Below are 14,219 nucleotides of genomic sequence, written 5' to 3'. Positions count from 1 at the left end.
CTGTATTTCGGCCACCCGGAGCGGGAATGGCCGAAACGCCGGGCCGCCGCCGCGTCAGCGGTGTGACAGTACGTTGACCACCTTGCCGTTGGGGTCGCGCACGAAGAAGCGCCGTACGCCCCACTCCTCGTCCTGCGGGCCGTGGACGATCTCCGCGCCCGCGCGGACCAGCGCGGCGTGCACCGCGTCCACGTCCGCCACCTCGACGCTCATGTCCGGGTTGACCGGGCCGGTCGCGTCCCGTGTCATGAAGCTGATCTGGGCCGCCGGCCGCGTCGGCGAGGCGAGGGTCATGATCCAGCCAAGGTTCATGACCTCCTCGAAACCGAGCAGCCCGTAGAACGCGGCGTTGTCCCGCAGCACGGACTCGCTCGCCCCGTCCTCGTCACCCGTGCCGACCGGGATGTTCGGGACCACACGCTGTACAGACATGGATCACTCCTGTCACATTGATGACGGTCAGTCACTCAACCCACACTAGACGTCCGCTCCGGGGCCGCTTGAGAGCTACTCCAGGGGGTGGCTGGAAACTGCGGGCGCGGCCGGGGCAAACTGGCCTGATCACGGCCGGTCCGGGGTGACCCCGAACCGGCCATTCGCATCGGAGTTCCCCGGGGGCGCCCCATGATCCAGTTCTCCTCGCGCGTGGCCGAGGAACACTTCCGGCGACTTGTCCACCGGGGGGACCCGTTGGACGTGTTCCCCACCGGAGTGGCCCGGCTGAACGAGACCCGGTTCTGCGTGCCGGCCCACTGGCCGCGCGCCCACCGCTTCTTCGCCCCCGTGGGCGGCAGCCACCAGGACCCACTGCTGATCGCGGAGACCATGCGGCAGGCGGCCATGCTGGTCTGCCACGCCGAGCTGGGGGTGCCGCTCGGCGACGCGTTCGTGATGTGGGAGCTGAACTACGCCACCGCCGCCGAACACCTGGTGCTCGGCGAGGAGCCCTGGGACGTCGTGGTGGAGGTGACCTGCTCCGACATACGCCGGCGCGGCAGCAGCCTCCGCTCGATGCGGGTCGACTTCGTCATACGCCGGGACGGCGGGGTGCTCGCCACCTGCGGCTCCCGGATCAGCTGCACCTCGGCCGCCGCCTACCACCGGCTGCGGGGCAGCAGGGGCCCCGTGTCCGTGCCCCTGATCCCGGCCCTCGCGCCGCACACGGCCGGCCGGACCGCCGAGCGCGACGTCGTCCTCGGGCCCGCCGAGGGCCCCGGCCGCTGGCCGCTGCGGCTCGACACCGGGCACCCGACGCTCTTCGGGCGCCCCAACGACCACGTACCGGGCATCCTGCTCCTCGAAGCCGCCCGGCAGGCCGCCAACGCCACCGTGCCGGGCTTCCTCCCGGTCACCGTGCGCTCCGACTTCCTGCGGTACGTGGAGCTGGACCGGCCCTGCCGGGTCGAGGCCCGCCCCGCGCCGGGCGGCGTGTTCGTACGGGCGGAGCAGGACGGCGACACCGTCTTCACCTGCGCGCTCGGCGGACCGGCCTGAGAGCGGAGACCGGGGCCCGGTCGGGAACGCCGTCCCGCTGCGCCCGCGCGCCCCTCATCCCCGGCCCACGTACGGCATCGTGGTGGCCATGACCGTGGCGAACTGGATGTTCGCCTCCAGGGGCAGCTCCGCCATGTGCAGGACCGTCCGGGCCACGTCGGAGGCCGCCATCACCGGTTCCGCGGCCAGCTCCCCGTTCGCCTGGAGGGTGCCCGTCCGCATGCGTTCCGTCATGTCCGTCGCCGCGTTGCCGATGTCGATCTGCCCGCAGGCGATGCGGTAGGGACGGCCGTCCAGCGAGAGCGACTTCGTCAGGCCGGTGATCGCGTGCTTCGTCGCCGTGTACGCGACCGAGTGCGGGCGGGGCGCATGGGCGGAGAGGGAGCCGTTGTTGATGATCCGGCCGCCCTGCGGGTCCTGCTCCTTCATCCGCCGGTACGCCGCCTGCGCGCACAGGAACGCCCCGGTCAGGTTCACCTCGACGACCCCGCGCCAGTCCTCGTACGCCAGGTCCTCGACCGGCACGTCGCCCGGACCGAAGGTCCCCGCGTTGTTGAAGAGCAGGTCGAGACGGCCGAAGCACTCGTGCACCGACGCGAACAGCGCGTTCACGTCCTGCGGGCGCGAGACGTCGGCGGGCACGGTGATCATCCGGGCGTCCGGGCCGGCCAGCGCGGCCGTCCCGGCGAGCGGGTCCGGGCGGCGGCCCGTGAGCGCCACCGACCAGCCCGCACCGGCCAGGGCGAGCGCCACCGCGCGGCCGATGCCGGAACCGGCGCCGGTGACCACGGCCGTGCGCGGGGCGGAGTCCTTCGCGGAGTTCAACAGATTGTTGCTCATGCCGCCGCAGCGTACGCGTGGCCGGTCGCCCTCAGCCCGCAGGACCGGCGGGGCCGGGGGCATCCGGTGCGCCGGACAGGGGTGCCCCACCCAGCAGCGCGTCCGCGCACTCCTCGGCGAGCCGTTCCGCGTGCGCGGGCAGCGGCTGCCCCGCACGCAGCGGGCGGCGGACCACCGAGAGCGGCAGATCGATCAGCGCGAGGGCGATCCGCTCCCGGTCCGCCGGCCCGTCCGTGCCCGGTCCGTCCGCGCCCAGCCCGGCCGCCAGCGCGGCCAGAGCGGCCCGCACCCGCCGGTCGCCCCGGTCCGCGCGGGCGCGGTGCTCACCGGACCAGCCGGAGCGCCCGAAGTCCTCGGCGCCGTACAGCAGGAGCGCCGCCTCCTGCGGGTGGGCGCGGCTCCAGGCGACGACATGGCGGGCCGCCGCGCGGCCGGCCCGCCGGGCGTCCGCCCCGGAGTCCATGGCCGCGAACCAGCCCTCCTGGAAGCGCTCCACCGTCCGCAGCCACACCTCGGCGAGCAGCGCGTCGCGGCCGGGGAAGCGGTGGTAGACGGAGCCGCTGGGGGCGCCCGTCGCGCGGGCGAGGGCCGACATGGTGATCCCGGCCGGGCCGGCGGCGGCACCCAGCGGCACGGCGGCGTCCAGGAGTTGATCGGTGCTGAAGCGGGGTGGCCTGGCCATGAATCGGAGAGTACTCTCCATAATGGTTTTGGAGAGGTTTCTCTATTTGCCGTTTCTCTATTCGCCGGGGGCGGGACGCATGGCTGTCTACAACGTGCACGAACGGCTGCTGCCCGTCGCGGCGGACCGGGCCGGCGCCCTGCTGGACACCCTGGCGCGCCCCGGCGCCCAGGACCGCCTGTGGCCGCACCGGAGCTGGCCCGCGATGGCGTTCGACCGGCCGCTGGGCGTCGGCGCGGCCGGCGGCCACGGACCCGTCCGGTACACGGTCGTCGCTCATGTCCCCGCGCTCTGGGTGCGGTTCGCCTTCGACGGGCCGCGCGGCTTCCACGGCTTCCACGAGTACGCCGTACTGCCCGCCGGGCCGGGAGAGCCGGGGACACTGTTGCGGCACACCCTCGCCATGCGCGCCACCGGCCCGGCCCGGCTGAGCTGGCCGCTCGTCTGGCGCCCGCTGCACGACGCGCTGATCGAGGAGAGCCTGGACCGGGCGGAACGGTCCTGCGCGGGCGCCGTGGCACGGCCCGCGCGCAGGGGACCGTACACACGGCTGCTGCGCGCCCTCGCGCGACGCCTCGCCCGACGCAACCCCCCGGGGTGAATTCGCGGGCGGCCACGGCGATTCACGCGCCCGCGCGGCCCCGCTCGGTGATCATCGATCCGCCCCGAACGCGGCGTTTGCCCCCAGGGGCACCATCCTGCCGCACTCCTCATCCGGACGACGCCCGCACGACGCGAACACGTCAGCCTCCGGATGCGCCCGGCCGGTGGACTTCCACCCACACCACCAGTCAGGGGAGGGACAGATGACGCACTCATCGCCACAGCAGGAGCTGCGCGACGCCGCCCGGCACACCGACCGCCGCCGCTTCCTCACCGTCACCGGAGCCGCCGCCGCGCTCGCCTTCTCGGTCGGCCTGCCCGCCGCCGGGACGGCCAGTGCCGGCGAGCTGAGCGGCCACCGCATCGGCGAGAACCCGTTCACCCTCGGCGTCGCGTCCGGCGACCCGCTGCACAACTCCGTCCTCCTGTGGACGCGCCTCGCGCCCCGCCCCTTCGAACCCGACAGCGGCCTGCCCCACGCCCGCGTCGAGGTCCACTGGGAAGTCGCCCACGACGAGCGCTTCACCCGGATCGTGCGGCGCGGCACCACGTACGCCCACCCGGAGTTCCACCACAGCGTGCACGTCGAGGTGCGGGGCCTGGCCCCCGACCGGGTCTTCCACTACCGCTTCCGCACGGGCCGGTGGACCAGCCCCACCGGACGCACCCGCACCGCGCCCCCGCCCGGCGCCCACAAGCGCGAACTGGCCCTGGCCGCCGTCTCCTGCCAGGCGTACCACGACGGCTACTTCACCGCCTACCGCCACCTCGCCCAGGAGGACGTCGACGTCGTCTTCCACCTCGGCGACTACCTCTACGAGTACGCCGTCAACGCCACCGGCGGCGCCCGCGCCTACACCGACCGCACCCTGCCGGCCCTCTTCAACCGCGAGACGACGACGCTGGAGGACTACCGGCTGCGGTACGCCCTCTACAAGTCCGACCCGGACCTGCGCGCCGCCCACGCCGCACACCCCTTCGTCGTCACCTGGGACGACCACGAGACCGAGAACAACTACGCGGGCGACACCCCCGAGAACAGCGTGCCGCCCGAGGAGTTCCTGATCCGCCGGGCCGCCGCCTACCGCGCGTACTGGGAGAACCAGCCGCTGCGCGCCCCGCAGCGGCCCACCGGCCCCGACATGCGGCTCTACCGCCGCCTCAACTTCGGCCGGCTCGCCCAGTTCGACGTCCTAGACACCCGCCAGTACCGCAGCGACCAGGCGTACGGCGACGGCTGGCGCACCCCCGGACCCGAGTCCGAGGACCCCCGGCGCACCCTGACCGGCGCCACCCAGGAACGCTGGCTCCTCGACGGCTGGCGCCGCTCGCACGCCACCTGGAACATCGTGCCCCAGCAGGTCACCTTCGCCCAGCGCCGCGACGTGCCCACCGACGCCTTCAAGCTGTCCATGGACTCCTGGGACGGCTACCCCGCCTCCCGCGACCGCGTCATCGAGGGCGCCGAACGCGCCGGCGTGGACAACCTCATGGTCCTCACCGGCGACGTCCACGTCAGCTACGGCTTCGACCTGAAGCGGGACTTCGACGACCCGGACTCGCGCACCGTCGGCACCGAGATCGTCACCACATCCATCACCAGCGGCAAGAACGGCTCCGAGAAGCCGTCCAACTACAACAACCTCACCCGCGCCAACCCGCACCTGAAGTTCTACAACGGGCGCCGCGGCTACGCCGTCATCACCCTCCAGGAGCGCCAGGCACGCGCCGACTTCCGTACGGTCTCCGCCGTCACCACGCCGGGCGCGCCGATCACCACCGCCGGCTCCTACGTCACCGAGGCCGGCGACCCCGGCCTCAAGCCCGCCTGACGGCCGCCGACCCTCGCGAGGTATCGACCGTCCCGCCGAGCTGAGAGGATAGAGCCGGATTCAACAACCATGGAGATGAGAATGCCGGAGAGCGGCGGCAGCCGGGCCCAGCACATACGCACCACCGACACCACCCCCGAAACCGCCGCTCCCGCGCAGGCCGGACAGCCGTCCGCCGGCAGAGCCACCACCGCCGCCCGGCGCACCGGACTTCTCGTCACGCTGGTCCTCGGCGGACTGACGGCGGTCCCGCCGCTGTCCATGGACATGTACCTCCCGGCGCTCCCCGCCGTCACCGATTCGCTCCACGCCCCCGCCGCCACGGTCCAGCTCACCCTCACCGCCTGCCTCACCGGCATGGCCCTCGGCCAGGTCGTCGTCGGACCGCTCAGCGACCGCTGGGGCCGGCGCCGCCCGCTGCTCCTCGGCATGGCCGTCTACGTGCTGGCCACCGCGCTGTGCATCTTCGCCCCGTCCGCCGGGCTCCTCATCGCCTTCCGCCTCGTCCAGGGCCTGGCCGGCGCCGCCGGCATTGTCATCGCCCGCGCCGTCGTCCGCGACCTGTACGACGGCGACGCGATGGCCCGGTTCTTCTCCACCCTGATGCTGATCTCCGGCGTCGCACCCGTCATCGCTCCGGTCATCGGCGGCCAGGTACTGCGGCTCACCGACTGGCGCGGCATCTTCGGCGTCCTGACCGTCGTCGGCCTGCTGCTCACCTTCGCCGTCCACAAGTGGCTGCACGAGACCCTGCCGCCCGCCGAGCGCCACACCGGCGGCATCGGCGACGCGCTGCGCACCATGCGCGGCCTGCTCGCCGACCGCGTCTTCACCGGCTACATGATCGCGGGCAGCCTCGCCTTCGCCGCCCTCTTCGCCTACGTCAGCGCCTCGCCCTTCGTCGTCCAGGAGATCTACGGCGCCTCCCCGCAGACGTTCAGCCTGCTGTTCGGCATCAACTCCATCGGGCTGATCGCCGTCGGCCAGGTCAACGGCAAGCTGCTCGTCGGCCGGGTCAGCCTCGACAAGGCCCTCACCTGGGGACTCGTCATCATCGTGGCGGCCGCCGCCGCGCTGCTCCTGATGACCGCCGGGGTCTTCGGCGACGTCGGCCTCGTGCCCGTGGCCACCGGGCTCTTCGTGCTGATGTCGGCGATGGGCCTGGCGATGCCCAACACCAACGCGCAGGCCCTGATGCGCACCAAGCACGCGGCGGGCTCCGCCTCCGCGCTGCTGGGCACCTCGCAGTTCCTGATCGGCGCCATCGCGTCCCCGCTCGTCGGGATCGCCGGCGAGGAGACCGCCGTGCCCATGGCCGTGGTCCAGCTCGCCTGCGCCGCCGGCGCCCTGCTCTGCTTCCTCACGATGTGCCGCCCCCGGACCCGCCGCCCCTGACCGGTCCCGGCGACCGTCCGGGGCCCGCCCCCGGCCCGCCTACAATTCCCCGGTGAACGCCACCCTCCCCACCGCGGACGCCCTGCGCGCGGCCCTGTCCGGAGCGCTGGACGGGCTGCCGCCCAAGCAGGCGGGCCAGGCCGTCGACCGGCTCATCGCCCACTACCGGGGCACGGTGCCCACCGGGACGCCGGTGCTCCGCGACCGCTCGGACGTCGCCGCGTACGCCGCGTACCGGATGCCCGCCACCTTCGAGGCGGTACGGGCCGCCCTCGGCGCGCTGCGCGAGGCCGCCCCCGACTGGGCGCCCGCCACCCACACCGACGTCGGCGGCGGCACCGGATCGGCGAGCTGGGCCGTCGCGGGGGAGTGGCGGGGCCACCGCACCACCGTCCTCGACTGGGCCGAACCCGCCCTCGCCCTCGGCCGCGAACTGGCCGCCGCCGGCCCGGACGCGCTGCGCACCGCCGACTGGCGGCGGGCCCGCATCGGCGAGGACCTCGCACTCGCCCCGGCGGACCTGGTCACCATCTCCTACGTGCTCAACGAGCTGACCGGCCCCGCCCGCACCGCCCTCATCGACGCCGCAGCCGCGGCCGCCCGGGCCGTCGTGGTCGTCGAACCCGGCACCCCGGACGGCTACACCCGGATCATCGAGGCCCGCGACCGGCTCACCGCCGCCGGCCTCACCGTCGCCGCGCCCTGCCCGCACAGCGACGCCTGCCCCATCGAGCCGGGCACCGACTGGTGCCACTTCGCGGTCCGGGTCAGCCGGTCCTCGCTGCACCGGCAGGTCAAGGGCGGCTCACTGGCGTACGAGGACGAGAAGTTCTCCTACGTCGTCGCCACCCGGTTCACCCCGGACCCGGTCACCGCCCGCGTGATCCGCAGGCCGCAGATCCGCAAGGGGCAGGTGCTCCTCGACCTGTGCACCCGTGACGAGGCCCTGGGCCGCACCACGGTCACCAAGCGGCACGGCGGGCTCTACCGCGCCGCCCGGAACATCGACTGGGGCGACCCCTGGCCGCCCCGGCAGGACGCGGAGTAGCGGCTAGCCGCGCAGCTCCTGCGTACAGCACTTCACGCTGCCGCCGCCCTTCAGCAACTCGCTCAGGTCCATCGGCACCGGCTCGAAGCCGCGCGCCCGCAACGGGTCGAACAGGCCCGTCGCCGCCTGGGGCAGCAGCACGTGCAGCCCGTCGCTCACCGCGTTCAGGCCGAGCGCGGCGGCGTCCGCCTCCCCGGCGATCAGCGCGTCCGGGAAGAGCCGCGCGAGCACCGCCCGGCTGCCCGGCGAGAACGCCGGCGGGTAGTACATGACCTCGTCCGCCGCGTCGTCCAGCACACACAGCGCGGTGTCCAGGTGGTAGTAGCGCGGGTCCACCAGATCGAGCCCGATCACCGGCCGCCCGAAGAACTCCTGCGCCTCCCCGTGCGAGAGCGGCGAGGACCGGAAACCCCGCCCAGCCAGCACCCAGGAGGCGGTCACCGCGAAGTCGCCCTCGCCCTCGTTGACGTGATCCGGCTCATGGACCTCGGTGAAGCCGTGGGCCAGGAACCAGTCGCGATGGGCCGCCGCCTCCTCGAACCGCTCCTGGTAGGCGAACCGGGCGCCCAGCACCCGCCCGTCGATCACCGTGGCCCCGTTCGCCGCGTACACCATGTCCGGCAGCTCCGGACGCGGCTCCAGCAGATCGACGGTGTGACCGAGAGCACGGTAGCGGTCGCGCAGATCCTCCCACTGCGTCTGCGCCAGCGGCAGATCGACCGGCTTGGTGGGGTCCATCCAGGGGTTGATGGAATACGTCACCCGGAAATGGGAAGGCGCACACATCAGGTAGTGCCGGGGGGTCGCTTCACGAGGCAATGAGGGCTCCTCACGAGGGTGTCGCGGCGGCTGGTGGCCACTGCGGCGGGTGCGTCGCACGGGTGTGTGCGTGAGCCCATGGTGCGCCGTCCGGTGCTCCGGGCACAGTGGTCCGAACGGGTGGTTCGCGCGGACACGGGCCCCCGGCGGACGGCACCGGCCGGGCGCGGGCCCGTCACGAAGCGTGCTCTTTCGTGACAAAGAGTGTGATAGCGCCGCTCGCGCTCCCTCACCCGTCCCACCCCGCTTCCGGACTCTGGCCACCCGAGGCGCAGGATGGTGGGACCATGGGCTGGGGCACAACGCAAAGGCAAGGGGATAGATGGGCGTCGATTTCGGCCGTTCTCGCGGCTCAGAGGGCAGGTTTTCCCAGTGGCTGCGGCGCCGACCCAAACCGCAGCAGCGCGAGGTCGACGACACCGCGCGGGAGGCGCTGCTCCTGGCTGTCGCCGAAGCCGGAATGCCGATCGCGCCCGCCGCCCACCCGGTCGGCTACCGATGTTCCTGCGAACGCATCGGCTGTCCCACCCCCGCCCGGCACCCGCTCTCCTTCGCCTGGCAGACGCAGTCCACCACGGACCGCGCCCAGATCGAGCGCTGGGCCCGCAGCCAGCCGCAGGCCAACTTCATCACCGCGACGGGCATGATCCACGACGTCCTCGACGTCCCGCTGGCCGCCGGTGAACAGGCCCTGGAGCGGCTGCTCGCCGCCGGCGTCGAGGTCGGGCCCGTGGCCCGCTCCGGCGACGACCGGATGCTGTTCTTCACCGCGACGCGCGGCACCCCCGAGGACGAGGACGAGTGGTGGCCCTGCGAGCTGGACTGCCACCCCGAGACGATGGACGAGCACCCCGGACTGCGCTGGCACTGCCGGGGCAGCTATGTGCTGCTGCCGCCCGCCCAGCTGCCCGGTGAGCTGGACGTCGCCTGGCTGCGCGGCCCCGAACACCCGCTGCCGGACCCGCTCTCCCTGCTGGAGACACTGACCGACGCCTGCGCCCGGTTCGTCGGCTCCGCCGGCGGCGAGTCCGACCACGACGCGGTGGCCTGGCCGCTGCGCCGATAGCCGCGACGCCGGCGGCCCGGTCCCGCCCTACGAACCCTTCGCCGACGTCAGGCCCGGCAGCCGGTTGAGCACGGCCACCCGCTTCGCGTCGGCGCCCTTCTTCGGCACGTACACCAGCTGGCTGGACACCCGCTCCTTGGTGAGCGTGTTCTTCACCTCGCCGGTCAGCAGCGCCTCCACATCGGGATCGACCGCCGGGCGCAGCCCCTGGGCGGCGGTCTGCCGCTCGTAGTGCCTGCTGCTGAAGAAGACCAGCGCCCCGCCGTCCTCGGTGGCCAGCCCGAGCGGGGCGAACGCGCCGCTGTCCATCGGCTGGTCCACGTACTGGTACGAGAAGCCCGCCCGCCGGGTGTTCAGCCGGGCCTCGCGCCACTGAGAGGTGTCGGAACCGGGCGCGAAGACGTCCGGCGAGCCCTTCTGGAGGTACTGCGTGTACCGGGTGCCGAGGTCCTTGGGAGCCACCACCAGATCGGGGTCGTCCGGGGCGACCGGCTTCGCCCCGCCCTCGCCGTCCTTCGCCAGGGCGGGCATGTCGCCGGGCGTGACGACCGACAGATAGGCGGCCTTCCAGCCCGCGTCCGGGCCGGCCTTGACGAAGACCAGCAGCCAGCGGTTGTCCCGCGCGCCCTCGTCCTGGTCGCGGTTGGAGTCCGTGTCGGCGAGGAACCAGCGCGGCCAGCCGGCCTTGCGCGGGAACACGAACCGGGCGTCGGTCAGCTCCAGCGGCCGGTGCCGCGAGTTTCCGGTGGGCGATATCCGGTGCCGGGCCTTGAGCCCCGCCTGGTTGATGGCGCCGAGGGAGCCCGTCACCACGCCCGCGTCGAGCGCGGGATCGTACGCCTTGTCGGCGGCGTTGTAGGCGGCGGTGAACTCCTTGAGCGCCTCGGCGGCCTCAGCCTTCGTCGCCGCCGGAACGACTTCCCGCTCGCCGTGCACCGTCACGCATCCGCTCGCCGTCAGGCTCAGCGCCGTCGCCACCGCGAGTGCCGCCGCCCGCCGCACCGGCTTCAGACTTCTCATCCGCTGCTTTCCGCGCCTTCTGATCCGTCGCCACTGACCGTCCGAACCCTACCGGGGCCAGGAACAGCGCGAGGGTCGGGATCAGATACAGGGCCCACACCGTGAGTTGGAGGACGGTGGGGTCCGGCTGGAAGTTGAAGGTGCCCTTGAGCAGCGTGCCGTACCAGCTGTCCGGCGGGATGGCGGAGCTGACGTCGAACGCCCGGTTCCGCAGACCGCCCAGGAACTCGGCCTCCTGGAGGTCGTGCACCCCGTAGGCCAGCACGCCGGCCGCGACGACGACCAGCATGCCGCCGGTCCAGGTGAAGAACTTCGCCAGGTTGATCTTCAGCGCGCCCCGGTAGAACAGCCAGCCCAGCACCACCGCCGTGCCGATGCCCAGCACCGCGCCGATCATCGGATGCCAGCCGTCGTCCGCCGCGTGCACCGCGCGCCACACGAACAGCGAGGTCTCCAGGCCCTCCCGGCCCACCGCCAGCAGCGCGGTGGCGACGAGCGCGCCGGTGCCCATGGCGAGCGCCGCGTCGAGCTTGCCGTGCAGCTCCGCCTTGAGATGGCGCGCGGTCCGCCGCATCCAGAAGACCATCCACGTCACCAGGCCCACCGAGAGGATCGACAGCGAACCGCCGAGCGCCTCCTGCGCCTTGAACGTCATCTCCTGCGAGCCGAATTCGAGCCCGGCGCCGAAGCCGAGGCTCACGACGACCGCGATGGACACCCCGATCCAGATGGGCGCCAGCTTGTCGCGGTTGCCGGTCTTCACCAGGTAGGCGATGAGGATGCAGACGACCAGGCTGGCCTCCAGGCCCTCACGCAGCCCGATCAGGAAGTTGCTGAACACGTCTCGGTTCCCTTTCCGCTTCGAGTCCCGTTACGAGAACAGCGCACGGCCCCACCAGTCGTCCTTGTCGCGGACGCCCGGCGGGACGGCGAAATGCGCCGAACCCACGTGCTGGATGTACTCGTTGAGTGCGTCGTGTGCCGCCAGGCGCCGTTGCAGGGGGACGAACGCCTTGCGGGTGTCGCGCTGGTACGCCAGGAAGAACAGCCCCGCGTCGAGCCGGCCCAGACCGTCGGTGCCGTCCGTGAAGGAGTAGCCCCGGCGCAGGATCGTCGCCCCGCCGTTGGTGTCCGGGTGCGCCAGCCGTACGTGCGCGGTCGGCAGCATCGCCTTCAGGAACGGTTCGTCGCGCTCCTTCGAGCGGCCCACCGGGGCGCCCTCGCCCTTGTCGCGGCCGAAGACGTCCTCCTGCTCCTTGAGCGAGGTGCGGTCCCAGGTCTCGATGTGCATCCGGATGCGCCGGGCGACCAGGTACGAGCCCCCGGTCATCCAGTCCGGTCCGTCGCCGGAGCCGACCCACACATGCTTCTCCAGCGCGGCGGCGTCGGTGCCGGAGATGTTCCGGGTGCCGTCCTTGAAGCCGAACATGTTGCGCGGGGTCTGCGCGTCCGGGGTGGTGGACGAGGTCTTGCCGAAGCCCAGCTGGGACCAGCGGACCGCGGTGCGGCCCATGCCGATCCTGGCCAGGTTGCGGATGGCGTGCACGGCCACCTGCGGGTCGTCCGCGCACGCCTGGACGCACAGGTCGCCGCCGCTGCGGGCCTTGTCGAGGTTGTCGCCGGGGAACTTCGGCAGGTCCACCAGCGCCTCGGGCCGCCGGTCCGCCAGCCCGAAGCGGTCCTTGGCGAACAGCGAGGGCCCGAAGCCGAGGGTCAGCGTCAGCCGGGACGGCTTGAGGCCCAGCGCCTCGCCCGTGTCGTCCGGCGGCGCCTCGGGCACACCGCCGTAGGCGCCGTCGCCGACCTCGTGACCGGCGGTCATCCGCTCGGCGGCCCGCGTCCACTCCTTGAGCAGCGCGACCAGTTCGCCCCGGTCCTTCGTTGTCACGTCGAACGCGGCGAAGTGCAGCCGGTCCTGGACGGCGGTGGCGATCCCGGCCTGGTGCGCGCCGCGGAAGGGCACGGCGGCGCCGCTGTCGGCGGCCGCGGCCGTCCCTCCGCCGCCGGAGCGGGCCGCGCCGACACCGACACCGGCCGCGGCGCCGAGCGCCAGCCCGGCCCCGCCCCAGCCCAGCAGCGCCCGCCGCGACGGGGCGTCCCCGCCGGAGGCGTGCTTCTCCTCGCTCATCGCGGCCCCTCTTCCGCCGGTTACTTCGTCACCGCGGCGGCCAGCTTGGACAGCGGCTCCGCCAGGGCGTTGACCGCGTCCGACAGCTCCTTGCGGTCCGCCTTGCCGACCTTGTCGTAGGAGGTGAACTCGTACGTGGAGCGGTCCTTGCGGTACTTCTCCAGCAGCTTGTTCAGCTCGCCGAACCGCTTGTCGAGCGTCTCGGTGAGCGCGGAGTCGTTCTTGGCCGCGATCGACCTCAGCAGCTTGTAGGACTGCTCGGCGCCCTCCACATTGGCCTTGAAGTCGACCAGGTCGGTGTGGCTGTAGCGCTCCTCCTCACCGGTGACCTTGCCGGTGGCGACCTCGTCCAGCAGCTCCTTGGCGCCGTTGGCCATCGAGGTCGGGGTGATCTCGGCGGTGCCGACCCGCTTCTGCCAGTCCACCAGGTCCTTGTAGAGGACCGGGGCGAGCGCCTTCTCCTCGGCGCCCAGCTTCTTGTCCTGCCACAGCGCCTTCTCCAGGCGGTGCCAGCCGGTCCACTTCTGGCCCTCCTCCAGGCCGTCCTCGCGGACGTCGACCTTGGGGTCGATGTCACCGAAGGACTCGGCGACCGGCTCGGTGCGCTCCCAGCCGATACGGGAGTCGGCGTACGCCTTCTTCGCGGCCTCGATGTCACCCGCGGCGACGGCGTCCGTGAAGACCTTCGCCTTCGGCAGCGTCTGGTCGGCCTGCGCCTGCACATAGGTGCGGTACGCGGCGACGGCCTTGTCCATCTCGGGGCTGCGCTTGACTGCCTTGCCGCCGCTGACCTCGATCTTCTGCCGGATGCCGTGGCCCTTCATACCGGGCTTGCAGGCGATCTCGTACGAACCGGCCTTGATCTCGGCCGTGATGGTGGCCTTGGTGCCGGGGCCGATGTTCTCGCGCTCGGCGACGATGCGGTCGTCCGGGAAGAGGATGTAGACCTCGGTGACCTTGGAGCCCTTGTTCTGCACGGCCAGCTCGATGTGACCGGCAGGCAGCTTCGTCCGGGAGACCTCGCAGGAGTCGTCCTTGGCGATGACCTCGACGGCCCCCTCACCCTTGCCGTCGCTCTTCTCGGAGCATCCCGTGACGGCGGTCAGAGCGGCCGCGGTGACGGCAGCGGTGACGACGGAGAGACGAACGGCTCGCATTTGGGCTCCACATGAGGATGAAGGAGTAGGGGAGAAGGGCCGGACAAAGGCGGGTGAGGCGGACCTAACTTAACCGAGGCTTACCTGCCCGATACCCACCCGTGCAGTGATTCAGCTCTCACTGCGCGGGGTCCG

14 protein-coding genes are annotated in these 14,219 nt (G+C 72.6%); 6 read left to right on the top strand and 8 right to left on the bottom strand.

Annotation, left to right across the window (positions count from 1 at the left end):
* Positions 1-54: 54 nt before the first annotated feature.
* On the bottom strand, positions 55-432 hold the full coding sequence (locus tag OG710_RS07230; protein WP_330238581.1) for a VOC family protein: 378 nt from the start codon (positions 430-432) through the stop codon (positions 55-57).
* Between the two features lie 192 nt (positions 433-624).
* On the opposite strand from OG710_RS07230, the gene OG710_RS07225 reads away from it, so the two are divergent.
* A complete protein-coding gene (locus OG710_RS07225; protein ID WP_330238580.1) occupies positions 625-1,494 on the top strand; it encodes a ScbA/BarX family gamma-butyrolactone biosynthesis protein in 870 nt (289 codons plus the stop codon).
* Between the two features lie 54 nt (positions 1,495-1,548).
* On the opposite strand, the gene OG710_RS07220 is transcribed toward OG710_RS07225, so the two are convergent.
* Both OG710_RS07220 and OG710_RS07215 read right to left on the bottom strand, forming a co-directional pair.
* Positions 1,549-2,334 (bottom strand): SDR family oxidoreductase, encoded by a 786-nt coding sequence (locus OG710_RS07220; protein WP_330238579.1) that lies wholly within the window; start codon positions 2,332-2,334, stop codon positions 1,549-1,551.
* Positions 2,335-2,365: 31 nt separating this feature from the next.
* On the bottom strand, positions 2,366-3,016 hold the full coding sequence (locus OG710_RS07215; protein WP_330238578.1) for a TetR/AcrR family transcriptional regulator: 651 nt from the start codon (positions 3,014-3,016) through the stop codon (positions 2,366-2,368).
* A 79-nt stretch (positions 3,017-3,095) separates the two neighbouring features.
* Here OG710_RS07215 and OG710_RS07210 point away from each other — a divergent pair, with 79 nt between their 5' ends.
* From OG710_RS07210 to OG710_RS07195, 4 genes are all read left to right on the top strand, one after another.
* Positions 3,096-3,617 (top strand): SRPBCC family protein, encoded by a 522-nt coding sequence (locus OG710_RS07210; RefSeq protein WP_330238577.1) that lies wholly within the window; start codon positions 3,096-3,098, stop codon positions 3,615-3,617.
* Positions 3,618-3,822: 205 nt separating this feature from the next.
* Complete coding sequence (locus tag OG710_RS07205; protein ID WP_330238576.1) at positions 3,823-5,451, top strand: alkaline phosphatase D family protein; 1,629 nt, start codon at positions 3,823-3,825, stop codon at positions 5,449-5,451.
* An 81-nt stretch (positions 5,452-5,532) separates the two neighbouring features.
* Complete coding sequence (locus tag OG710_RS07200) at positions 5,533-6,846, top strand: multidrug effflux MFS transporter (protein WP_330238575.1); 1,314 nt, start codon at positions 5,533-5,535, stop codon at positions 6,844-6,846.
* Between the two features lie 52 nt (positions 6,847-6,898).
* Positions 6,899-7,894 carry a small ribosomal subunit Rsm22 family protein gene (locus tag OG710_RS07195; RefSeq protein ID WP_330238574.1) on the top strand — a complete coding sequence of 332 codons (996 nt, stop codon included), beginning with the start codon at positions 6,899-6,901 and terminating at the stop codon, positions 7,892-7,894.
* 3 nt (positions 7,895-7,897) lie between these two features.
* On the opposite strand, the gene ddaH is transcribed toward OG710_RS07195, so the two are convergent.
* Positions 7,898-8,713, bottom strand: a complete 816-nt coding sequence (gene ddaH, locus OG710_RS07190) for a dimethylargininase (RefSeq protein ID WP_443064226.1) — start codon at positions 8,711-8,713, stop codon at positions 7,898-7,900.
* 322 nt (positions 8,714-9,035) lie between these two features.
* Here ddaH and OG710_RS07185 point away from each other — a divergent pair, with 322 nt between their 5' ends.
* The gene (locus OG710_RS07185) at positions 9,036-9,779 is read left to right on the top strand and encodes a bifunctional DNA primase/polymerase (RefSeq protein ID WP_111332203.1); all 744 of its coding nucleotides are present in this window, start codon (positions 9,036-9,038) and stop codon (positions 9,777-9,779) included.
* A 27-nt stretch (positions 9,780-9,806) separates the two neighbouring features.
* Here the strand turns inward: OG710_RS07185 and OG710_RS07180 are convergent, their stop codons facing one another.
* Genes OG710_RS07180 through efeO form a run of 4 tightly spaced genes read right to left on the bottom strand, consistent with a single transcriptional unit; the run spans position 9,807 to position 14,084 of the window.
* Positions 9,807-10,721, bottom strand: coding sequence for a hypothetical protein (locus OG710_RS07180; RefSeq protein WP_330242180.1), 915 nt, complete (start codon positions 10,719-10,721; stop codon positions 9,807-9,809).
* The gene (efeU, locus tag OG710_RS07175; RefSeq protein ID WP_330238573.1) at positions 10,672-11,640 is read right to left on the bottom strand and encodes an iron uptake transporter permease EfeU; all 969 of its coding nucleotides are present in this window, start codon (positions 11,638-11,640) and stop codon (positions 10,672-10,674) included. Before efeU ends, OG710_RS07180 begins: the two co-directional genes overlap by 50 nt.
* A 30-nt stretch (positions 11,641-11,670) precedes the next feature.
* Positions 11,671-12,927, bottom strand: a complete 1,257-nt coding sequence (efeB, locus tag OG710_RS07170) for an iron uptake transporter deferrochelatase/peroxidase subunit (protein WP_330238572.1) — start codon at positions 12,925-12,927, stop codon at positions 11,671-11,673.
* A 20-nt stretch (positions 12,928-12,947) separates the two neighbouring features.
* Positions 12,948-14,084 carry an iron uptake system protein EfeO gene (gene efeO, locus OG710_RS07165; RefSeq protein WP_330238571.1) on the bottom strand — a complete coding sequence of 379 codons (1,137 nt, stop codon included), beginning with the start codon at positions 14,082-14,084 and terminating at the stop codon, positions 12,948-12,950.
* Between the last annotated feature and the right edge of the window lie 135 nt (positions 14,085-14,219).

This window comes from Streptomyces sp. NBC_00525, assembly GCF_036346595.1.
Taxonomy (GTDB): Bacteria; Actinomycetota; Actinomycetes; order Streptomycetales; family Streptomycetaceae; genus Streptomyces.
The sequence above is the reverse complement of the archived record's forward strand: the minus strand, read 5'-3'. Positions and strand labels throughout refer to the sequence as shown.